At 52.3% G+C, this 18,851-nt stretch carries 16 protein-coding genes; 11 read left to right on the top strand and 5 right to left on the bottom strand.

Going from position 1 to position 18,851, the window contains the following annotated elements:
- Positions 1-166: 166 nt before the first annotated feature.
- The 4 genes from grdC to grdB are packed head-to-tail and all read left to right on the top strand — an operon-like array spanning position 167 to position 5,554.
- Positions 167-1,702, top strand: coding sequence for a glycine/sarcosine/betaine reductase complex component C subunit beta (grdC, locus tag ACNRUY_RS01530; RefSeq protein ID WP_488109869.1), 1,536 nt, complete (start codon positions 167-169; stop codon positions 1,700-1,702).
- Between the two features lie 5 nt (positions 1,703-1,707).
- Entirely contained in the window at positions 1,708-2,877 is a 1,170-nt protein-coding gene (grdD, locus tag ACNRUY_RS01525) for a glycine/sarcosine/betaine reductase complex component C subunit alpha (RefSeq protein ID WP_488109868.1), read from the top strand.
- A 33-nt stretch (positions 2,878-2,910) separates the two neighbouring features.
- Positions 2,911-4,203, top strand: a complete 1,293-nt coding sequence (locus ACNRUY_RS01520; RefSeq protein WP_488109867.1) for a glycine/sarcosine/betaine reductase component B subunit — start codon at positions 2,911-2,913, stop codon at positions 4,201-4,203.
- Positions 4,204-4,255: 52 nt separating this feature from the next.
- Positions 4,256-5,554 (top strand): glycine reductase complex selenoprotein B, encoded by a 1,299-nt coding sequence (gene grdB / locus ACNRUY_RS01515; protein ID WP_488109866.1) that lies wholly within the window; start codon positions 4,256-4,258, stop codon positions 5,552-5,554.
- A 69-nt stretch (positions 5,555-5,623) separates the two neighbouring features.
- Here grdB and ACNRUY_RS01510 read toward each other — a convergent pair whose 3' ends face one another.
- Positions 5,624-6,544, bottom strand: coding sequence for a LysR family transcriptional regulator (locus tag ACNRUY_RS01510; protein ID WP_488109865.1), 921 nt, complete (start codon positions 6,542-6,544; stop codon positions 5,624-5,626).
- Between the two features lie 106 nt (positions 6,545-6,650).
- Here ACNRUY_RS01510 and ACNRUY_RS01505 point away from each other — a divergent pair, with 106 nt between their 5' ends.
- A complete protein-coding gene (locus tag ACNRUY_RS01505) occupies positions 6,651-7,562 on the top strand; it encodes a DMT family transporter (RefSeq protein ID WP_488109902.1) in 912 nt (303 codons plus the stop codon).
- A gap of 203 nt (positions 7,563-7,765) precedes the next feature.
- Here ACNRUY_RS01505 and ACNRUY_RS01500 read toward each other — a convergent pair whose 3' ends face one another.
- The gene (locus ACNRUY_RS01500) at positions 7,766-8,287 is read right to left on the bottom strand and encodes a MarR family winged helix-turn-helix transcriptional regulator (protein WP_488109864.1); all 522 of its coding nucleotides are present in this window, start codon (positions 8,285-8,287) and stop codon (positions 7,766-7,768) included.
- Between the two features lie 229 nt (positions 8,288-8,516).
- Between ACNRUY_RS01500 and ACNRUY_RS01495 the strand changes: the two genes are divergently transcribed.
- From ACNRUY_RS01495 to ACNRUY_RS01470, 6 genes are all read left to right on the top strand, one after another.
- Entirely contained in the window at positions 8,517-9,107 is a 591-nt protein-coding gene (locus ACNRUY_RS01495) for a nuclear transport factor 2 family protein (RefSeq protein ID WP_488109863.1), read from the top strand.
- Positions 9,104-10,174 carry an NAD-dependent epimerase/dehydratase family protein gene (locus ACNRUY_RS01490; protein ID WP_488109862.1) on the top strand — a complete coding sequence of 357 codons (1,071 nt, stop codon included), beginning with the start codon at positions 9,104-9,106 and terminating at the stop codon, positions 10,172-10,174. Before ACNRUY_RS01495 ends, ACNRUY_RS01490 begins: the two co-directional genes overlap by 4 nt.
- Positions 10,175-10,195: 21 nt before the next feature.
- Positions 10,196-11,683: an MBL fold metallo-hydrolase gene (locus tag ACNRUY_RS01485; RefSeq protein WP_488109861.1), complete on the top strand. Its 1,488-nt coding sequence runs from the start codon at positions 10,196-10,198 to the stop codon at positions 11,681-11,683.
- A 692-nt stretch (positions 11,684-12,375) separates the two neighbouring features.
- Positions 12,376-12,891, top strand: a complete 516-nt coding sequence (locus tag ACNRUY_RS01480; RefSeq protein WP_488109860.1) for a hypothetical protein — start codon at positions 12,376-12,378, stop codon at positions 12,889-12,891.
- Positions 12,892-13,075: 184 nt separating this feature from the next.
- Complete coding sequence (locus tag ACNRUY_RS01475) at positions 13,076-13,792, top strand: hypothetical protein (RefSeq protein WP_488109859.1); 717 nt, start codon at positions 13,076-13,078, stop codon at positions 13,790-13,792.
- Between the two features lie 215 nt (positions 13,793-14,007).
- Complete coding sequence (locus ACNRUY_RS01470; protein ID WP_488109858.1) at positions 14,008-15,378, top strand: alanine/glycine:cation symporter family protein; 1,371 nt, start codon at positions 14,008-14,010, stop codon at positions 15,376-15,378.
- Positions 15,379-15,474: 96 nt separating this feature from the next.
- On the opposite strand, the gene ACNRUY_RS01465 is transcribed toward ACNRUY_RS01470, so the two are convergent.
- From ACNRUY_RS01465 to ACNRUY_RS01455, 3 genes are all read right to left on the bottom strand, one after another.
- Complete coding sequence (locus tag ACNRUY_RS01465; RefSeq protein ID WP_488109857.1) at positions 15,475-15,705, bottom strand: hypothetical protein; 231 nt, start codon at positions 15,703-15,705, stop codon at positions 15,475-15,477.
- Between the two features lie 122 nt (positions 15,706-15,827).
- Positions 15,828-17,426: a BCCT family transporter gene (locus ACNRUY_RS01460; RefSeq protein WP_488109856.1), complete on the bottom strand. Its 1,599-nt coding sequence runs from the start codon at positions 17,424-17,426 to the stop codon at positions 15,828-15,830.
- Positions 17,427-17,531: 105 nt separating this feature from the next.
- On the bottom strand, positions 17,532-18,845 hold the full coding sequence (locus tag ACNRUY_RS01455) for a glycine/betaine/sarcosine/D-proline family reductase selenoprotein B (protein WP_488109855.1): 1,314 nt from the start codon (positions 18,843-18,845) through the stop codon (positions 17,532-17,534).
- Between the last annotated feature and the right edge of the window lie 6 nt (positions 18,846-18,851).

Here is an 18,851-nt window from a genome sequence, read left to right as displayed (position 1 = left end):
GATACAATCAACGCAATAACGGGATGAACCAATATCGATTTTGGGTGGTTTTAATACTGGGTAGCCTTTGTACTGGTAATCGTTCAGGCAATCCGCTGTTAAAACTCTGTTCATTATCCTGTCGGGAATTAACTTCCCCAGCGGCTGGCCATATGGAGTTACTGCCGTGGACTACCCCGTTATTAAAGGGGCGAGCTATATCCTTGCCCATACGCCTGATTTTATTCCTTTCGGGTCCACTCAGGTTTTAGCCCGGAAGCAGAATGACGAATCCTATCTGTCCGGACTGAAGCAGCGCATCCGTCCATTTTCCGATGTTCTGGCCTACCCTGCCAATCAGTGTTACATCGGTAATATTACTCCGGCAGCCCTGGAACAGATTCCTTCCCCCTGGTATGAGAACCCGGTAAAAGCCGAGCGCTTTGGCCACCATGGTGAAATCATGCCCCAGGACGAATTCTTCGCCCTGCTGAAATACTCCGATGCTTTTGACCTGGTGAAGCTGACCCCGGAATTTGTTGAGCAGGTAAATCCCCGTCTAAGCGAACACCCTCTGTTAAAAGACATCCAGCTGAAGGCGGAAGACTGCCTGCCAGCGACCGATATCCATGCGCTGCTGGAGGCTCATACCGCAGAACCATTAACCATGAACGGTGAGCTGGTGGGATGCGTCAAGCAGGCCCACGATGAGGATGAAAACCTCAGTGCCCATATCATTCTGGAAAACCTCAGCGTAAAAGCCTCAGGCATCCTGGCGGCTCTGCATCTGAAGAAGCAGGGGCTGGATCTGGCCAAGGTGGATTACATCATTGAGTGTTCTGAAGAGGCCTGCGGTGATATCAACCAGCGCGGCGGTGGTAACTTTGCCAAGGCCATTGGTGAACTGTCCGGATGTGAACAGGCCACTGGCAGCGACCTGCGTGGTTTCTGTGCAGCGCCTGCCCATGCCCTGCTTCATGCAGCGGCCCTGGTCAAAGGCGGATTGTTTAAAAATGTCATGGTCGTTGCTGGCGGCGCCGTTGCCAAACTAGCCATGAATGGCCGGGACCATGTGAAGAAAGAGCTGCCGGTTCTGGAAGACGCCCTGGCCGGGTTTGCGGTGCTGGTCAGTGAAAACGACGGTGTTAGTCCGATTATCAATACCGACATTGTCGGACGCCATACCATTGCCACCGGTTCTTCTCCACAGGCGGTCATGACCAGCCTGATTTCGGCTCCTCTCAAGCGTGCCGGACGGACCATCCCCGACGTGGACAAGTTCTCCACAGAGATGCAGAACGCAGAAATCACCAAGCCTGCGGGCGCCGGTAATGTGCCGGAAGCCAACTACAAAATGATCGCGGCGCTGGCGGTAAAAGAAGGTCAGCTGGAACGCAGTGAGCTGATGAATTTCGTCAAGGAACACGGCATGCCAGGTTACGCCCTGACCCAGGGCCATATTCCTTCCGGTGTGCCTTTCCTGGGTCATGGTTGTGACGGGATTCGTGCTGGTGATATCAACAACTTCATGATCGTCGGCAAGGGCAGTCTCTTCCTGGGCCGTATGACCAATCAGTTTGACGGCATCAGTACCCTGATTGAAAAGAACCCCGGCATTCAGGAAGCGGCCTCCGGCTTTGACCAGGATGAAGCCCGCCAGCTGGTGGCGGAAGCCATGAAAGCAGTGGCCGAGCGTCTGATGGCTAAGGGCGAGCAGGAGTAAGGATCATGGCCTCTTCTAATAACGGGCTTAATGAAGCATTAGCCGGTGCATTCACCGACATGGCCGACGGGCTGGTCAGTGGTCAGTTTGGTCGCAAGCTGCGTATCGGCCTGACCCTGACAGGCAGTGAGCATGGAGAGCAGGAGCTGGTTCGTGCCGCAGAAATGGCTGCCCGTCAGTACGGTGATATTGAGCCGGTACTGATTGGGGATCTGCCGGAAGCACCCTTTGAGTTGCACCCGGCGAGCGGGCTGCATGAGTGTCACCAGGTAATGGAGACATTGCTGGATGAAGGGAAGATCGATGGCTGTGTCACCCTTCATTACGGTTTCCCTCTGGGGGTCAGCACCGTGGGCAAAGTCATCACTCCGGCTTCCGGAAAAGAGATGATCATTGCCACCACCACCGGCACCAGTGATACCCAGCGCAATGCCGCCATGGTGAAAAACACGATTGCGGGCATCGCGCTGGCCAAGGCGTCCGGTATCAAAAAGCCCACCGTCGGAATTCTCAATATTGATGGCGCAGCGGTGGTGGAAAGAGCCCTGCGCAAGCTGATGGACAACGGTTACGAGCTGAGCTTCACCGAGTCAGCCCGGGCGGACGGTGGTGCCCTGATGAGAGGTAATGACCTGCTTCAGGGTATTCCCGATGTGATGGTCACGGACAGCCTGACCGGCAACCTGATGATGAAGGTTTTCTCAGCCTATACCACCGGTGGCAGCTACGAAGCCCAGGGCTTTGGCTATGGACCGGGCATTGGTGAAGAGGCCAGGAGACTGGTGGGAATTATCTCCCGTGCCTCCGGTGCTCCAGTGATTGCCGGGGCCATGAGGTTGATGGCGGACTCTGCAGCCGGTGATCTGATCGACGTTTATGGTCGTGAACTGAAGCAGGCCCGTGAAGCCGGGCTGAATGAGATCCTTCAGGAGCTGGCTCCCAAAGCGGCTGCCAGTGAAGCGACGGAAACCGTGGCCGCGCCCCCGGAAAAAATCACCGACAGTGACATTGGCGGCATCGATATTCTGGATATCGAGTCGGCCAGGGACGCACTGTGGCGGCAGAAGGTGTTTGCACGCACCGGAATGGGGTGCACAGGCCCCATCGTCATGGTGGCCAGTGAAGACCTGGAACAGGCCAGGGACATTCTTAAGATAGAAGACTTTATCGCTTGATCAAAGGGCATTTTTCAGGCTCAGGAGACGTTAATGAAACTTGAGATTGGCAACATCCATGTGAAGGAGCTGGCGTTCGGTGACGAAACCACTCTTTCCGGCGGTCGGGTGCAGATCGACCGCGAGGCGCTTATGGGATTTATCCGTGAGCTGGATCACCGTATTACCGAAGTGAAGCTGGACATCGCCCTTCCCGGCGACAAAACCCGGATCATGCCGGTAAAAGATGTCATTGAGCCCCGGGTGAAAGCCCAGGGTGCCGGCAGCATGTTCCCCGGCCGTAACCCTGGTGAAGAAGCCATGGTGGGTGAAGGTCGTACCCATGTGCTGAAGGGAATGGCGGTGGTCACCACCGGTAAGGTGGTTGGCTTCCAGGAAGGCATCATCGATATGAGTGGTCCCGGTGCGGAGTACACACCCTTTTCTAAAACCATGAACCTGGTGATTACCTGTGAAGTAGACGACACATGCAATCAGTATGACCATGAGGCTGTGCTGCGCCGGGTGGGCATTGAAACCGCTAACCGGATCGGTCAGCTGGCGAAAGATGTGACCACCGACGATGGCCGCATTTATGAGACGAAGCCGCTGCTGGAGCAGGCTGCCCAGTATCCGGGCCTGCCAAAGGTGGGTTATATCTACATGCTGCAGAGCCAGGGCCTGCTGCACGACACTTATGTGTACGGTGTCGACGTCAAGAATATCCTGCCTACTCTGATGTACCCCACTGAGGTGATGGACGGGGCAGTGATGAGCGGTAACTGTGTTTCCGCCTGTGACAAGAACCCCAGCATTGTGCACCAGAACAGCCCGGTGATTCATGAGCTGTATGAGCATCATGGCACCAAATACAACTTTATGGGCGTGATCGTTACCAATGAGAACGTCACCCTGGCGGACAAAGAGCGTTCCTCCAACTACGTAGCCAAGCTGGCCGTACAGATGGGGCTGGATGCGGTCATCGTCAGTGAAGAAGGCTTCGGTAACCCGGATGCTGACCTGGTGATGAACTGTAACAAGCTTGAGGCTGCCGGGATCAAGACCGTGCTGCTGACCGATGAGTACGCCGGCCAGCAGGGTGAAAGTCAGTCCCTGGCGGATTCTACCCCCAAGGGTGACGCAGTGGTGACCAACGGTAATGCCAATCAGGTAGTGACTCTGCCAGCCATGGACAAGGTGATCGGCCATGATGTCTATGCCGACATGATTGCCGGTGGTACTGCTGGCAGCCTGGCCAAAGACGGTTCCATTACCACGGAAATTCAGGCCATTACCGGCGCCACCAATGAGCTGGGTTATCACAACCTGACGGCCATGGCGGGCTGATAGACCGGTTAATTAACGGGAACGCTTTAAGGAATCAACGAGAGAACCAATCATGACCATCAGGATTGTTCATTACATTAACCAGTTCTTTGGACAGAAGGGCGGCGAAGAAGCTGCCAACCTGCCCATCGAACTGGTGGACGGCCCCGTAGGGCCCGGTGGTGCCATTGCCGGTGCGCTCGCTGGCAAGGCTGAGATCGTCAACACCATTATCTGTGGCGACTCTTACTTCAACGAGAATGAAGGCGTTGCCTGCATGGGCATCCGCGAAATTCTTCAGGAAATCAAGCCAGACCTGCTGGTGGCTGGCCCGGCCTTTAACGCCGGCCGTTACGGCATGGCCTGTGGCAAGGTGGGTGAAGTGGCCCAGGAACTGGGTATCACTACCATTACCGGCATGTATCCGGAAAACCCCGGCTATGAACTGTACCGGAACTTCTCCTACATGGTTGAGACCAGCAACAGTGCGGCGGGTATGCGTAAAGCCATTCCTTCCATGGTGCAGCTGATCACTTCCTACATTGAGAAAGAAGGGAAACTGGGCAGCCCGGAAGAAGAGGGCTACATGCCTCGGGGTCTGCGGGTGAACTTCTTTGCGGAAGAACGGGGCGCCAAGCGTGCTGTGGATATGCTGGTGGCCAAGCTGGAAGGCGAGGCGTTCAAGACCGAGTATCCCATGCCGGTGTTTGACCGTGTGCCTCCTCAGCCTGCAGTTAAGGATTTGAGCACTGCCACCATTGCCCTGGTGACTTCCGGTGGTGTTGTGCCCAAGACCAATCCGGATCACATCGAGTCTTCCAGTGCTTCCAAGTACGGTGAGTACAGCCTTGAAGGTCTGGACTGCCTGTGCGAAGCCAGCCATGAGACCGCCCACGGTGGTTATGACCCGGTAGCCTGTAATCAGGATCCAAACCGGGTACTGCCCGTGGATGTGCTCCGGGAGCTGGAGAAAGAAGGTAAAATCGGCAAGCTTCATAATAAGTTCTATGCCACTGTGGGTAATGGTACCTCCGTTGCCAACTCCAAGGCATACGGTGCTGAAATCGCCATGCACCTGAAGAATGCCGGGGTATCCGCCGCCATTCTTACCTCCACCTGAGGAACCTGTACGCGTTGCGGTGCAACGCTCGTCAAGGAAATCGAAAAGGTGATGCCTGTCGTACATATTGCCACTGTGGTGCCTATCTCCATGACTGTTGGAGCCAACCGGATCGTTCCGGCTGTTGCGATTCCCCATCCTCTGGGTAACCCCAAAATGGATCGGGCTGAAGAGAAGCAGCTGAGAAGAGGTCTGGTGGAAAAAGCCCTGGCGGCATTGACCACGGAAGTGGACGACCAGACGGTGTTCTAGGCTGGAGTCAGACTGTTTTTCAAGCAATAAACGCCCATTTTACGATGGGCGTTTTTTTTGTAACTCATCTTATGAAAAGGGGCTGATTATTTCGCTATGTTGGCCAGGCTGCCAGCTCAGTACATGCTCTATAAATGCGGATAAACGGGCTGCCCGGCGAGTGCGGTCCCGGTACATTAACCAAACTTTATTCTGATCACCGCGCCATTCCGGAAGCACCTGTTTTAACCCCTGGTTCGGGTCCGAATGAAATTGCGCGTAGTAGCTGGGGATCATTGTGATACCAAGTCCCTCTGCTGCGGCGCTTTGTGCGGTCAATATATCATTGGTGTGGAGAGCCGGGCAGGGTTCAACTTGAAAGCATTCATTGTTGACCTCATTGACCAACCCCCACTGCTTTCTGGGTGCTACGGTAATCAACCTGTGATCTGCCAGTTGGCCGGGATGATCAATAGGTGGGTGTCGATGGAGATAGTGTGGCGAGGCGACTAACACAAACTTGATCTGCCACAGTGAGCGGGCAATCCATTGACTGCTCCCCAGATCCCCCACCCGGAATGCAATGTCATACTGTTTTGCAGAAAGGTCTTCCAGTGTGTTGCTCAATGCCAGCTCAAGGTTTATATCCGGATAACATTTACTGAAATCAAAGAGACATTGCTTCAGCCATAACTGTGTCATATTGGTTGGGGCCGTTATTTTTATACTTCCACATAACCCCTGCTGCTCAGACCGGAGCTGTGTCTGCACATTTTCCAGGCTGGCAATGATCGGGAGGCATGCAGAAAAGTAATTTTCCCCAAGTTTGGTCAAGGCATATTTGTGCGCACTTCGTTCTAACAGTCGACCATTGATGCAGTTTTCCAGATTTTTTATCCGGCGGCTCAATGTTGCCAGTGGGACATCAAGTGCGTCTGAGGCCTGAGTCAGGCTACTGTACCTGGCGGCTTTAACAAAAAGCTTAAGATCATCCAGCGAGTAATCTTCCATTTTTGGAATTTAACCTTTCATTTAGGTGCTTAAATGCTAAATATGGAAAGCGTAGCATACGACAAAAGTAGTGTGGTTGTAGGATGCACCTGTGAAAAATACCCGTATGTTCGTTTGGCTGTCTGTTATTTTCTCTGTTTTCACATGGGGAAGTAACTTCAATATTATGGCGTTTTTATCCATCTCACCCATGACCGGCTCTGCGGTCAGATTTGGAGTCGCCGCTGTGATTCTATTGGTGATGCGTGGGTATCGAAGGAAGGCTGAGTCCTGCTTGTCAATGAGGCAAAAGTGTCAGTTACTGCTTTTGGGGCTAATCGGGATTTTTGGTCAGAATCTTGCGCTTTTTATCGGAATGAAATCGACATCGGCTTTTAATGGCGCTTTGATCGTATGCACATCGCCTGTTGCTGCAATGATCTTCTCATCCCTGCTGTTGGGCACAAAAATCAACTCAGGCCAGATTGCAGGGGTATTACTGAGCCTGGCGGGTGTATCTCTGGTGATAACGAATGGTGATTGGCAAGGCGTTCAGTTCGCATCAGGGGATATTTATATCTTTCTGGGTATGCTGTGTGGGGCGTTATTTACCATCTTGTCGAAGAAGTGGGCTTCAGATATTCCGGTTACCCAGACGTCTCGCTGGTCGATTGTTTCAGGTAGTCTATTGCTGATTTTGCTGGCTGCTGTTTATGAGCAGCCTCTTGAGCAGTTAGCAACACAATCGTCCATTGATTTATTGCTGCTTCTGTATATGGGGCTTTTTTCCACGGTCATCGCCTACCGGTATTGGATGATTGGAGCCGTTACACTGGGCCCAGCGAATATAATGGCCTGTTTTAACCTGATGCCTGTTTTTACACTGTTGATCAGTTTGTGCCTGGGATACCTCCCGTCTTTGCTGCAGCTGTCAGGTGTCGTTCTTGTCAGTCTTGGGGTCTTTTTAAGCTGCAAGTTGATTGCTGTGCCCGGGAAGGAGCAAAGAGAGAAAGCGCTTAGAGAAGAAAAACTGGCCTGAATCCATCAATAAACGGCTACATGTGCTTTAAGAGCTGACATGTACAACGTTGGGGCCGTATTACGGGGGGGGGGCTCTGGTTTGTTGCGCTTCGCTGTGCTCAGCAGCAACCTACGGGGGTGCAGAAGTATACCCCAGTTTGTCATTCTGCGTAGGTTGCTGCTGAACGAAGTGAAGCGCAACATAAAAGGGCGCTGATAATATCAGAACTCTCCCAGGGTCCTGATGAGAATTTCCAGAGCAGATACCACCTGCTTCATCTCTTCAGAACTCATACTGCTTAATTTTCGCAAATGATTCCGGGCGATCACCGGGCATATACGGTCCGCCTCACGAACCCCTGACGGGGTCAGTTTGATCATCACCGAACGCTTATCCGTGGGGTTGGGCCTTCGTTCAATGAACCCCATCTCATCCAGTTTCTTCAGCGTTTTGTTCATTCCCCCTGACGTCTGACCCAGGATCTCCCCCAGTTGTGCCGGCGTCATCTGGTCTTCATCGGGCACGATGCTGAGCATGGTAATGATGGCAACCGTTGAATGGGTGTGGCCCAGAGATTTGAAAGACCGGCTGTGAAATTGCTCCAGCAGTACCGACAGGGTATGGGCCAGAGTAAACACCGGGATGGCTTTCGGGTCACAGTCCGGGAACCGGCTCTTGTAAAGGCCTTCAATGCGCTGGGCAAAATGGCTGGCTGAGGACGTGCTTTTCTGGAAGTCCTTCATAGGAGAGATCCTGGTAACTCTGGCAGGCTTTTTATTGACAGGGAGCTTATCAAAGAGTAAAAACTTACTCAAAAAAAAGCTTTCCAGAAAGCTTTCTAGAGGCCTTTGCAAAGGTGTTTTCAAAGTAGCCTGATGTTGGCCTTACTGTAAAAGAAGTCAAGCAAGCCAGCGTCAATGCCGCTTCTTAAACGCCAACTGTCTAATAAGAAAAAGAAAAAAGGAGAAAACGGTGTCTTCCAATGAAGATATAGCTGTCTGGAATGAGCAGGAACAGCTTCAGGTTCGTGTTGACATTGCTGAGGTGAAAGCTCGGTATTGTCGTTTTCTGGACTGTCGTCAGTGGGATCAATTTGCCCGTGTTTTTACCTCCGATGGCTGCCTGCAGTTTGGCCCCAGTCTGGAAGACGGGGCGGTGACCGGCCGGGAAAATATTGCCCGGTTGCTGCAAACGCAATTGAAAGACGCTGTAACAACCCACAGGGTTCATCCGGCGGAATTTCGCTTTCAGGATAATGGCGAAGTGATGGCGCTTTGGGCCATGGATGACCGGGTCGCAAATCCGGGCTATGTCCTGGAAGGGGCGGGTTACTACGAAGAGCGCTACCAGAAAATCAATGGTCAGTGGTTTATTCGGCATATGCGGCTTCATCGGACGCGGGTTGATATCACGCCTGCAGCCTGGTTTCGCCCCAGTGGGCTGGTCATGCGACTGGTTCTGCTTTTACAGAAGACAGGTGTCTTAAAGCGGCTGGCGCCTTCAGCCAGTAAAACACTGTCTCAAGCCATGGCTACCGGCATCAGGGAAGGGTTGTTTGCATGAGTACACGTCGTATCCTCCTGACCGGTGCCGCAGGCAAGGTGGCAAGGTATGTGGCTCCCAGGCTGGCTGATCAGGGTGCCATGGTATTTGCCACAGACCTGAAGGAAGCGCCTGCCAGCTTCCGTGGCCATAAAAATATTCATTACTTCCAGTCGGACCTGACCGATCGCCAGGCGGTTGAAGCCATTGTCGAGCAGGCAAAACCCCATGTGGTTCTGCACACCGCGGCCATTGTTGCGCCGATTTCCTATGCCAACACTGAGCTGGCCTGCAAAGTGAATGTGGATGCCACCCGGTATTTGCTGGAAGCCATTCAGGAAAAAGGGCTTGAGAGTCACTTTGTGTTTTGTTCCAGCTATACCGTTCATGGGCCCTGTGCGCCAGGGGGTGAACGCTGGAGCAGTAATACCCCTTTAAACCCTGGGGATGATTACGGTCATCAGAAAGTCCTCTGTGAGGGGATGGTTCAACAGCTGGCCAGAACCTGGACCATTTTGAGAATCGGTGCAGTATTTGATGCCGACGCGTTATTCCCTGCCCACCCCACCTTCAAACCCTTTGGTTTTATGGTCCCCCTGTTGCAGCGTGAGCACGGTGTCGATGTTCAGGATGTGGCCTCTGCCCTGGTCCGGGCCGTAGAAGTGTTACCGGATAACCGGATATTGATGATCGGAGGGGATGACAGTTGGTGCAAAGTGGCAGAGGACATACGCCGGGATTTTCTGGGGGCGGCGGGTTTTCCCGTGGAGACCAAAGCTTACCGGCCCTCCAGTGCAGTGACAAACGACCAGGGGTGGTATTACGAAAACTGGATGGATACCCGGGAGGCCCAGATGCTGCTGGGTTTTCAGAATCACAGCTATGAAGACTTTGTTGGCCGAATCCGGAAAAAACTCCGGTTGCTGCGGTGGATCAGCCCGGTATTAAGAGCACTGAACCTGGTTCGCCCAGCCAAAGACTCTCCGTACCTGGGGACTCCTTCCGTCAGGCCCGGGGAAACGCTGTGGGAAGATATCAAGACTGTTTTTGGTCTTACCGATGATGCGTTGAACCCCAATAAACGTTAAAACACAGGGCGTGGATAGGATATGAGAATAATAAAAAGCCTGGCTGGATATATAACCGTGGCATTGGTGTTTACCGGTGTTGGGGTTCTACTTAATAAGACCGATCTGGGGGAGCAGGTTCGCCGGCAAGCTGTCCAGGTCAAACAACAGGCACTGACGACAGTGGCTGATAAGGTGAGCAGTGATACTCTCGAGCGGGTGCTGATCGAAAACCCGGAATTAATCAAAAGGGTCATGCAGGGGGGGAGCTTTGGCGGCAGTTTTTCGAAAAACATTGGTCAGCATATCTTCGGAAAAGACTTCCAGCCGGCTATTGACGATGCTCTGGAGTTAACCTCCCTTTCGAAGGTGGGGGAGCGTATGTGGATCATCCATCTGCCCATTGTTAACTCGATTCTTCTGGAAACTGACGAGGGGCTGGTGGTGATTGATACTGGTATGGCGCCGGCTGGTCCCGCCCTGGTCAAAGCCATTCGCAGTGTCAGCGATCAACCGATCCATACCATTATTCTGACTCACGGTCATGCGGATCATGCCTATGGCACTGATGCATTGATTGAAGACAGTCCCAATGCGCAGATTATTGCCCATGAGAACATTATTCCCCGGTTTGAGCGGTACATAAAACTGCGGGGGTCGCTGGCCAACTATATGAGCCAGCCGGTGGAGGAGTTGCCTGCCAGAAAGGAAGATCTGGTCTGGCCAACCCGTACTTTCCGTGACCGGCTGGAACTGATGATTGGTGGAGAGCGCTTTGTGCTCCAGCATCGGAAAGGTGAGACGGACGACCACCTCTATGTCTGGCTTCCGGGAAGAAAAGCCATCGCTGTGGGGGATTTTTATCAGGGCTTTCTGCCCAACGTGGGTAATGGCAAGCGATCCCAGCGGTTTGTGGAAGAGTGGGCTCAAACCATGCGGGAAATGGCCGCTCTGGAGCCTGAATTTCTGTTGCCTTCCCATGGCAAGGGATTGATATCCAAAGCGACCATTCAGGAAAATTTTATTGTTCTGGCCAGAGCGCTGGAATCCATTGCTGATCAGACCTTTGCCGGATTGAACAAGGGGCTGCGTAAGGATCTGGTGGTTGACCGCGTGGAACTGCCGAAAGCGTTGGCAGATCACCCTTCCCTTGAGGTGAAATATGTGAGCGCCAAGGATATTTCCAGAATGCTGGTGAAGCAATACACCGGCTGGTGGGATGATATTCCTTCCCATTGGGCTCCAGCGCCCTGGGCCGTCCGTGGTGCGGAGATAGTCCAGCTGGCTGGAGGTATTGAGCCTCTGGTTCAGCGGGCGCGGGAATTAATCCAGAGTGACATTGTTATGGCCAGCCACCTGGCGGACTGGGCCTGGATGGCCGATGCGGATCATCCTGAGGTCCAGCAGCTGACAATTGATGTTTATAAGGCCCGGGTTTCCGATCCGGCAACCAATAATCCGGAGATGCTGGCCTATATCGATCAAATGGTTCGAGCCAGACAGAAGCAACTGACTGCAGAGCAGTTCTGACAGCGGAAGGATGGTGCGAGAAATGTTTACAGAACCCGTGTTCCCTGTATTGAGGGTATTTATCCAGATAGGCATGGCTGCTCATGGCTAGGAGTCTGTCGGACATACGACAATTCCGGCCTAAAATCCAGAAAGAACGGCCAAATTTTCCGATGAATTCGATTAAATAGGTCAGCTATTTATGCCCTATGGGTATTCGCACGAATCCATCGAAAAATTTGACTCGTTCTACTGAATTTTATGCTCGGAAGCATAAGTCTGACAGGCTCCTAGAGTTGCTTTCCTGATTTTCTGATCTATATCTGTCACTGGTATCAGCGATCACAGTGAGATTGGAAATGAAGGGTTCCATGATGTCGGCCTGCCTTCTGGCCAGTGGTTTTTTGTCTTCGATGGCCGGGGCTGCCCCTAAACCAGTCGAGGCTCCATTGACGGTCCAGTTTGCCCAGGAGGAACGGGCAGAGACCCACTGTCTTGAACACAGCACTTCAGTGGATGACAGCAGGGAGGAGCGCTCTCTTTTCTGTTTTACGGAAGAGTTTGAAGGGCATGTAGCGATTGCGGGAATGCCGGGTAGCCAGGGGCAAACGGTTTGTGTCGATGTCCATGAGGAAGAGAGTGGAGGTGATCATCAACAGGCCACGGAGTTTTTCAGAATCAAAGGACCTGTTAACACTCAGGGAGAGTTTGTTATGAAACAAGCAGGGGTGGAGGCTGTGGCTGGTGAGGCCTTTACCCTTGAAACGGCTGATTTTCTGCAAAAGCTTCCTGTTTGTGAAGCCTCAGAAAGCCGGGAAAAAGAAAGAGTGTTGCTGGATAGAATAAAGCAGGCCAGCAGTGGCAGGAGTATTAAGATGGATATTTCCGAACAGGGGAATTTGATTCGAATTTTAAGTCATAGAACAAATGGTAATATTTATCAGTTGTATGTATTTCAGACGCCAGAAAAGAAGGAAAGGTCTCCAGAGGTTAGGTGGTATCCAGCGACCAGTATTTGTGGCTGGGCTGGAAACAGCCATCAGACGGGGGATGCCTCGGTTTGTATAGATGGAGCAAAGCATGCAAAAGTGAGTTTTGTATCCACAGATACTAAGGGCAATTGTGCGTATAGCTCTTCATTTAATATGGGAAACTGTGATAGCGGTATAAATACCCTCTGGTTTCAAGAGGGTACAATAGCGCACCAGGATAGCGCATTAGGGGATTGATCATTATTGATGAATACCTTGTAATCTTGCGAATTTAGTTGTAGTGGCTTTTCTGAAGTGTTCTTCCAGGGTTGTCGTCTTTTACGTCTTGACCCTGAACGCTTTAAGTATTTCTTCTTCAGAATTACCAGTGCTCACTGGGGAGGAAGGTAACACTGGCGCTCCTTGCTTGGAGTACGTTGGAATGATGAATACTCCAGGCAGTGAGCCAGCAGGCTTGTGCTTTACGGATCATTTTGATGGGATAGTCGTCTATGACTGGACGTTGCCCCAGGGAAAAAAAGGCAGTGTATTTTGTCTTGGTCGTAAGTCTGAGCTTTCAGGGCAGGAAATAAGTAGCCAATTTGTCTGGATTAAAGGCAAAGATGAGCAAGTTATCCATCGGCTTAACACTCATTTTGTAAATTTGAGCAGTTATTATCTTTCAAGTGCAGAGATAATGAGTGCTTTTGAAATTTGTCCATTGCCTGAAAATAAAGGAAAGAAGGCCAGGGTTTTCAAACGATTTCTTGAACGTGCGGTTTCCGGTCTGGTTGAAAGAATAAAAACTCCGAACCGGTTTTTACATTTGCACTATGATGATGTTTCTGGTGTGTTGGTCATTGGTGCCGATGATGTAAATGGTTGCCATTCCGTTCATGCCCTTGGACCTGTGAAAACGACGGCTCCGTGGTCGAAGTTTTTGAATAGCCCTGGGCATTGTTTATGGGCGGGGGGAAGTTATTACATTCGTCAACCCATTGATTATTGCTTTTTTATGGCGGAACAAAATGGATTGAGAACTGTTTCAAGTGATGATTCAGGTCATTGTTTTTATGGAAGGATTCAGAGTGAGTGCCCTTTGGCTCTGTATTTGACTCAGCCTATCTTATCTTTATGGAGCAGGAGAGATGAATTGTGATATGGATTGATACGCAGTATCACCTGGTTTTATTCTCATGAAAATTTGATGGCAAATATTGCAGCTTAAAAAAAACAGGCCCGGAGTCAGTATCTTTTAAATTTATATCGATGCGTTGACAATAATCATATTTTTAAATCTTAAATCACTTACCCTTAGCTCATGATTATTAACAAGACACAATTTTAAAACACAGCGTCATGGGGGAGTGAATCATGGATACACTGCTGTCCACCGTCACATGGGTGAATAACCTGCTTTGGGGGAATTTGCTGATCTTTCTGCTGGCGGGTACCGGCATTTACTTTACGGTTCGATTGCGATTTGTCCAGGTGCGCCGGTTTCGGGAGTCGATCCGCCTGGCTTTGGGGGGAAAGCGCGGTGGTAAGGCCGATGGCTCTGGCATGAGCTCTTTTCAGTCCCTGTCTACCGCCATTGCAGCCCAGGTGGGCACGGGAAACCTGGCCGGGGCGGCAACGGCCATTGCCGCCGGTGGCCCAGGCGCTATTTTCTGGATGTGGATTACGGCATTCTTTGGCATGGGTACTATCTTTGCCGAGGCGGTGCTGGCCCAGGAATACAAAGAAGACATCAATGGCCAGGTTCGGGGCGGTCCGGCTTTTTATCTGAGCAAAGGGGTAGGCAGCAAAGCACTGGCCGCTTTTTTTGCGGTCAGCATTATTATTGCACTGGGCTTCATCGGCAACATGGTGCAGGCCAACTCCATCGGCCATGCCTTTGACAATGCCTTTGGTACCAATCCGCTGGTGATCGGTATTGTTCTGGCCTGCCTTGCCGGTCTGATATTCCGGGGTGGCGTTCGCAGTATTGCCGCTTTTACCAGCCGTGTTGTGCCCATTATGGCGCTGCTTTATATCGCAGGAAGCCTGTGGATTCTGGTAACGAACTTTTCGGCCATTGGCGCCGGTTTGAAGATGATTGTGGTGGGAGCCTTTGATCCCATGGCGGCTACCGGTGGGGTTCTGGGTGCCACCATCAAGGAAGCGGTTCGTTATGGTGTGGCTCGAGGCCTATTTTCCAATGAGGCGGGAATGGGATCCACTCCTCATGCCCATGCGGTGGCCAAGGTAAACCACCCGGTGGAACAGGGTGCCGTTGCCATGTTCGGGGTCTTCTTTGATACCTTTATTATTCTGACCATTACGGCGCTGGTGATTTTGACGGTGCCTATTGATGGAACCGTGACAGGGATTGCCTTAACCCAGGGGGCTTTCCAGGCCAGCATGGGGTCATTTGGTAATATCTTTATTGCCATTGCCCTGCTGTTCTTTGCCTTTTCCACTATTATTGGCTGGTACTTCTTTGGGGAGGCCAATATCCGTTATCTGTTCCGCAGCGACAAGGCCGTTCGCCTGTATAGCTGGTTGGTGATGATTTGTATTATCATTGGCTGTGCACTGAAAGTGGGGCTGGTGTGGGAACTGGCGGACATGTTCAATGGCCTGATGGTATTGCCTAACCTGGTGGGACTGTTGATTCTGGCCCGTATTGTCAGCCAGCGATTGAATGAGTATGAGCAGAAAGAACAGAAGGTGGTAGAGGCGCCTGAAAAGTCTATTTCATAACGGGCTTTAAACGCTTGTCGTTCAATGCTTATAACGAAAAAAAACATGGCCAGAAAGGCAACCTTTGCTACAAGATGCGGGTTGCCTTTTTGGCTTTCAGGCTTTTGCCAGGGCGAACAGCAAAAAAGAAAACACCATACCTATGGCCATAACCAGATAGAGCCAGTTTGGTATTGATAAAGATTGCCTTTTTAGTTTGATTTCACTCTCCATCTGCTTGAAGTAATCCAGGTTCAGAGCAAGTTGCTCTTTCTGGTATTGATCCATTTCAAAAGCCACTTCATAACGACAACGAAAAAAACGTCGATGTTCATACACGCCAATCACGAACTTTTCCTTTTCTTTAGAATTATGGGTTTTCCACCAGCGAATATAACAGGAATGTTCAGGGAGAAAAGCAAAAAGCCCCAACTCAGGTCGGGGCTTTGTGAGGGTAGCCAGTCAGAAGGTCAGGCATTGGCGGCTTTGGGTTCCGCAATAACTGAGGACTCTTTTACCGGCCGTTCTTCCCGGACAAACCGTAACAACGCGGCCATGCTCAGGTAAAGAACAAAGATAAAGGGAAACGCTGCGGCCAGAGAGATGGTCTGAAGCAAAGTCAATCCATTTGCACTGCCCAGCATTAACACCAGGGCCAGGGCGGACTGCAGTACGGCCCAGGTCACCTTCATATGGGCCGGTGGTTCTGCCATGCCATTGGTGGACAGGGTGCCCAGTACATAAGTGGCGCCGTTGGCGGAAGTGATAAAGAAGGTAAACAATACCAGGATAACCAGAACCGATACGATGCTGCCCATGGGGTACTGACCCATGATCAGGAACAGGGCCGTGGACGTGGACTGCACCGCTTCCCTAATAACGCCAAGCTCGGCGTGCAGGCCCATGGTGCCGAACACTGCGAACCAGAAGAACGAGGCAATGGAAGGGGCGATCAGTACACCCAGAACAAATTCACGAATGGTTCTGCCCCGGGAAATCCGGGCCACGAAAGGCGCTACAAACGGAGTCCAGGCAATCCACCAGGCCCAGTAGAAAATGGTCCAGCTGCTGTACCAGCTCTCTTCCTGGAAGTCACCAATGGCCAGGCTGTCAGACAGCCAGTCCTGCAGGTAATGACCCAGAGTGTTGGTAAAGGTATTCAGGGTATCCACGGTAGGGCCAATGAAGAAAGCCAGCAGCACAATGGCCAGGGCGATAACAATATTGATGTTGGAGAGGTACTTGACCCCTTTCTGCATTCCGGACAGCGTCGATGCAATCACCACCAGGGTGATGCAGGAGACCAGAATGATTTTGACCATGGCGGTATTGGGCACACCGAATACATAAGACAGACCACTGTTAATCTGCTGGGCACCAAGGCCCAGAGAAGTGGCAATACCGGCGGTGGTGGCAAACAGCGCCAGAACATTAATCAGTCTGCCCCAGCCACTCCGAGAACAGTTATCCCCCATAAACGGCAGTAGCAGATTACTGATCAGCCCCGGCTTTTTCTTGCTGAACTGAATATAAGCCAGGGTCAGGCCCAGTACGCTGTATCCAGCCCAGGGTTGCAGACCCCAGTGCAGGAAGGATTTGCGCATGGCGAATTGTGCGGCTTCCACCGAACCTGGTTCAACGCTGCTGACCGGACTGAGGAAGTGGTTCAGGGGTTCTGCTACCCCCCAGAACACCAGGCCAATGCCCATACCCGCGGAGAACAGCATGGCAAACCAGGTGCCCCGGCTGTATTCAGGGGCTTCGTCACCCAGGCGGATGGTGCCAAAGCGGCTGAAGGCAATCCAGAGGCAGAACAGGACAAAGACAAACGTACTGATGTTATAGAGCCAGCCAAAGTTGCCGGTCACCTGGCCCATCAGGGTGCTGCCGACGGTGCTGAGTGTCTGCGGGGCAACAATCCCCATAACGACAATGGCCAGCACACAGGCCAGCCCGACAATAAACACGGTTTTATCGTTATCAATACCTGGCGGATTGCCAGGAGGAGCAGAGTGCCCCTGTTGATCAGTGGGCGGGTGTTTCTGGTTGAGGGAAGTTTGAGTAGTCATAGGTCCCCTCCTGTCAGGAGGTGTTGTGGTCAAAGAAATTCTTATGAAGCCCTGAAGAACCGTTATAAAAGAGGAGGGTTGCCCCTCCTCTTATGGTCGATCAACTCAGAGTTTTACTTTAAAGACCGTCTGCTCCTCTATGGGGGTAGCGAGAGCCTCCAGGGCCACTTCAACCCGGTGATATCGCATCCGGTATTGGGCTTCTTCTGTCAACTCCGGATTCCCCAGTGGGTAGGGGATGGCAAATCCGGGTACGATCCGGTTAGAGCCAGTGGTGGTAGCGACGGGGACCAGGTTGGCCAGTTGAACAACAGGCAGGCCGGTTTTTTCGATTTCCTTGACGATCGTTGCACCGCAACGAGTACAAGTGCCTCAGGTGGAGACGAGAAGAACCCCGTCCACATTGGCCTCCTGTATGGGCGGTATCATCTCCCTGGCCATTCGGGCTGCTTCTTTCTGGGTGGTGCCGGTGCCGACGGTTGAGTAGAAAAACTCGTGCAGCTTGCCGATCTTTCCTTCCTTCTCCATGGCGCGCAGGGCATCCAGGGGCACACAGACGTTCGGGTTGTTGTCTGCCATCATGGGGTCATAACCGGCGTGGATGGTTTTGAAGACGCCTGCTTCAAGCCGTTCCATCTGGCTGACGTCGTAGCGTCCCCAGCGGGTGGCAGAGGCAGACTGGATCCGGTCCGGGTTGTCCACTGGCACGATGCCGCCACTGGTGACCACGGCAATGGTGGCCTTGGAAAGACCCTTGATGGCCGGGGCTATAGCCACCCGATCCACTTTGGGAATAGGCAGTTCGGTGGTGAAAGGCTGGCCACTGAGTTTGCTGATCAGCATATCCACCGCCCGATCGGCCGCAGGCTTCAGTTCACTATCAAACAACTGGTGACGTTTGCCCTGGCCGAAATACCCCTCTTTGGCGGCGTAGGAAATGGCTTCCCCGGCCAGCAGCCGGTTGGCGTATTCCGCCATCTTGCCGGCATCGTCCCTCATGGCGGCAGCACTCTTGCCCCCCTGGAAGATGATCATCTCCTTGCGGAACATTTCAACCCCGGGGTTTTCCTCGTTCATGGAGGTCAGGGCGGGCACATTGAATTTTTCCTGGATGGCCTGGCAGATAGCACCGCAGGCTACCCCGTAACGGCCGGCACGGAATGCCGGGCCTGCCAGGAACAGGTCGAATGTCTTGCCTTCCAGGAACTCCATAATCATGGCGATCGCATCGTCCCGATGGCTGCCCATGAAGTTATCACCACAGATAATGGTGTGGGTGATCTCAATGTCTTTCAGGGCGGCCGCCAGAGCCATGGTTGAGCCCGCAGACCCTTCACGGATTTCCGGTTGATGGTCGGCCTTGTCTTCGCCGCCTATACCGGCAAAGAACTGGTTGATGTAGCAGATTGCCTTTTTCATAAATCG

The organism is Endozoicomonas sp. Z74 (genome assembly GCF_057680865.1).
Note: the sequence above shows the minus strand (reverse complement) of the source record. Positions and strands in the feature narration are given on the sequence as shown.